A 2,459-nucleotide genomic window follows, 5' to 3' on the forward strand; every position below is an offset into this window, starting at 1 on the left:
GCCCGTGGAGTGGGCCGAGCGGATCGAGTATCGGGATGAGCTGGGGGTGCTGGGGGCGCTCTGGGACGCGTGAGTTCGTGCGTCCGCCGCGGGCCTGTCCGTGGCGGCGCCTCACTGACGGGCGGCCGAGGAGCGCCGGGTGCGGATCAGGAAGTCCTCCACGCGGGCGCGGTCCGGCTCCAGGGGCAGGGGGCTGCGCAGCGCCGCCTCATCGGTCTCGGACGCCAGGCGGGTCATGCGGGATTCGACCTCCGGCCAGGGGACCTCGCCGTGTTTCACCGCGAGAAGGGCGTCGCGGGCGTCGCCGACGTCGATGGTCAGCTCGCCCGAGCGCAGGAGGTCGCGGCAGGTCAGCAGCAGGCGGAGCAGGTGCATGGCGTGTTTCCAGCGCGGGGCGCCGTGCTGGCGTACGTCCGCTTCCAGCTTCTTGCGCTGGCCCAGTGCGTAGCGGGCGAACGTCTGGTGGGCCTGGCGGGACAGGAACGCGCCGCGTAGGGCGAGGAGTTCGCGGCCGGTGTCGTCCAGGTGCTCGACGAGCGGGGAGTGCAGGCACTCCAGGATGTTCGGGTTGGCGCGCAGAGCGAGTTCGCAGAAGCGCTCCAGCTCCCAGGAGAACTGCTCGTCGAGCGGGCCCTCCACATGCGTCGGGGGCTTCTCGAAGCGCCAGTACAGCGGGGTCGGCGCGAGGAACACCCCGCGCCGGTCGGTGTCGCTGGCGTCGGTGGCCAGGCCGAAGGCGCGTGAGCCCATCACGCAGGAGTAGACCGTGTGGTCGCGGACGAGTTCCTCGGGGCGCATGCCCGCGAGGTTACGCGAGCCGGATGGTGCCCTCGGTGACAGTGATCCGCTGGGGAGGCAGGGGGCGAGGGGCCGGTCCTTCGGCTACCGAGGCGTCATCGACGCGGTACCTGCTGCCGTGGCAGGGGCAGTTGATGGTGCCGTCGGCGACATCCCGGACGGTACAGCCCTGATGGGTGCAGACGGCCGAGAAGGCCTTGAAGTCGCCCTGCTGGGGCTGGGTCACCACGACCTTGCGGTCCGCGAAGACCTTCCCGCCGCCGACCGGGATGTCGGAGGTCTGGGCGAGTGCGTCGCCGGGCGGCTGCCCGGTCGCGGGCGCCGTCGTGGCGTCCGCGGAACCACCGTCGTCGTTCGGGGAACCAGCGCCGTCGTCCGGGGAACCGCCCTCGCCGCCGTACTCGGTGCAGCCCGCGACGGCGCCACCCGCCAGCGCGGCCGCACCCGCCGCGAGGATCGACCGCCGTGCCGTACCCGTCATGTCGTCACCCCGAAGGTGCGGAAGAACCACAGCGCCGAGGTCAGCCAGACCACCGTCAGTGCCGTGAAGACCAGGCCGCCCACCACCGGCAGCAGCCAGCCGGGCAGCCGTTCCGAGCGCAGCAGCAGCATCTTGGCGGTGAACGCTCCGAAGAAGAAGCAGGCCAGCAGCGAGTGCCACAGGACCCGGGTGTCGTACGACTGGTAGCCGAGCGCGTAGAGGCAGTGCACCGCGACGGGTACGGCCAGCAGGAACGCGGCACGGCCCGACCAGCGGTGCAGGGCCGGGGTCCAGGACGCGGGCGGCACCCGCGGCAGCCGTCCGTACATCGCGAGTGCCGACGCCAGTTGCACCACGGCGAAGCCGAGCGCACCGGTCGCCAGCCAGGCCTTGACCGCTCCCGTACTGCTGAACCCCGCCAGATTGAAGGCGGTGCCCGCGGGGTCGTGCACCCGCCCGTAGGCGCCGAGGGCGAGGGCGACCGCCGCGCCGACGAGCGTGGGGACCAGATAGCGGACGGGGTGCGGGCGGCCGTGGGCGGCGGGTGGCCGGGCCGGGACGCCCTGTGTCGCGGCATTGGGGTCCACGCTCATCAGGCACCTGCCTCTCAGGTGGGCTCTCAGGTGAGCCCTCAGGTGAGCTCTCTCAGGGGACGACCGGGCGGGTGGTGAGCCGGGAGCCGTCGACCGTCACTGTGCCGGTCTCCGGGTCCATCTCCGGAGCGGGGGACGGCTTGCCGTCCCGGTTGAGGACGCCGACCTGGTCGCCGTTCGGAAGGACGATCCAGCCGCCGTCGACATCGGCGCCGCGCACCTCGGACGTGGCGCGGTAGATACCGGATGGCTCGATCGCCCGGGCAAGGGTGAAGGCGTACGTCTGTTTGTCGACAGCGACGGCGCCCGTCAGGTTCCGGCCGCTCACGGTGCCCGTGAGTTCGGCGCCGCCCCTGCCGGTCAGCCGCACCGCGCCGTCGTCCCTGACGCTGCCCTTCAGCCAGGACTCCTGGTTGCGGCCGTCGCAGAAGTACCCGATGGCCTTGCCGTCGCGGAGCGTCACGGCGACCGCCGATGTGCCGTCGTCCGTACGGCCCGCGTAGGCGGCGTCCGCAGACCGCGACGGGGTGGGCTTCGGCGAGGCGGAGGCGGAGGCGGAGGGAGACGGGGAAGGGGAGGGAGACGGG

The 2,459-nt window shown here is 72.6% G+C and carries 4 protein-coding genes; all 4 read right to left on the reverse strand.

Annotated features, from left to right (window positions below; translation table 11 throughout):
• Window positions 1-111: 111 nt before the first annotated feature.
• Window positions 112-798 (reverse strand): DNA polymerase beta superfamily protein, encoded by a 687-nt coding sequence (locus U9R90_RS35525; protein ID WP_411061567.1) that lies wholly within the window; start codon window positions 796-798, stop codon window positions 112-114.
• A gap of 10 nt (window positions 799-808) precedes the next feature.
• The gene (locus U9R90_RS35530; protein WP_411061569.1) at window positions 809-1,279 is read right to left on the reverse strand and encodes a Rieske (2Fe-2S) protein; all 471 of its coding nucleotides are present in this window, start codon (window positions 1,277-1,279) and stop codon (window positions 809-811) included.
• Window positions 1,276-1,872 (reverse strand): DUF6529 family protein, encoded by a 597-nt coding sequence (locus tag U9R90_RS35535; protein WP_411061571.1) that lies wholly within the window; start codon window positions 1,870-1,872, stop codon window positions 1,276-1,278. The genes U9R90_RS35530 and U9R90_RS35535 overlap by 4 nt, the downstream gene beginning before the upstream one ends.
• A gap of 52 nt (window positions 1,873-1,924) precedes the next feature.
• Window positions 1,925-2,459: hypothetical protein (locus tag U9R90_RS35540; RefSeq protein WP_411061572.1), on the reverse strand; the 535-nt coding region annotated here is incomplete at its 5' end.

This window comes from Streptomyces sp. E11-3 (genome assembly GCF_046540415.1).
Lineage (GTDB): Bacteria > Actinomycetota > Actinomycetes > Streptomycetales > Streptomycetaceae > Streptomyces.

What these genes read in the sequence shown, in the direction of transcription:
- U9R90_RS35525 (WP_411061567.1), bottom strand. Translation starts at nt 798, where the DNA reads ATGCGCCCCGAGGAACTCGTCCGCGACCACACGGTCTACTCCTGCGTG.
- U9R90_RS35530 (WP_411061569.1), bottom strand. Translation starts at nt 1,279, where the DNA reads ATGACGGGTACGGCACGGCGGTCGATCCTCGCGGCGGGTGCGGCCGCG.
- U9R90_RS35535 (WP_411061571.1), bottom strand. Translation starts at nt 1,872, where the DNA reads ATGAGCGTGGACCCCAATGCCGCGACACAGGGCGTCCCGGCCCGGCCA.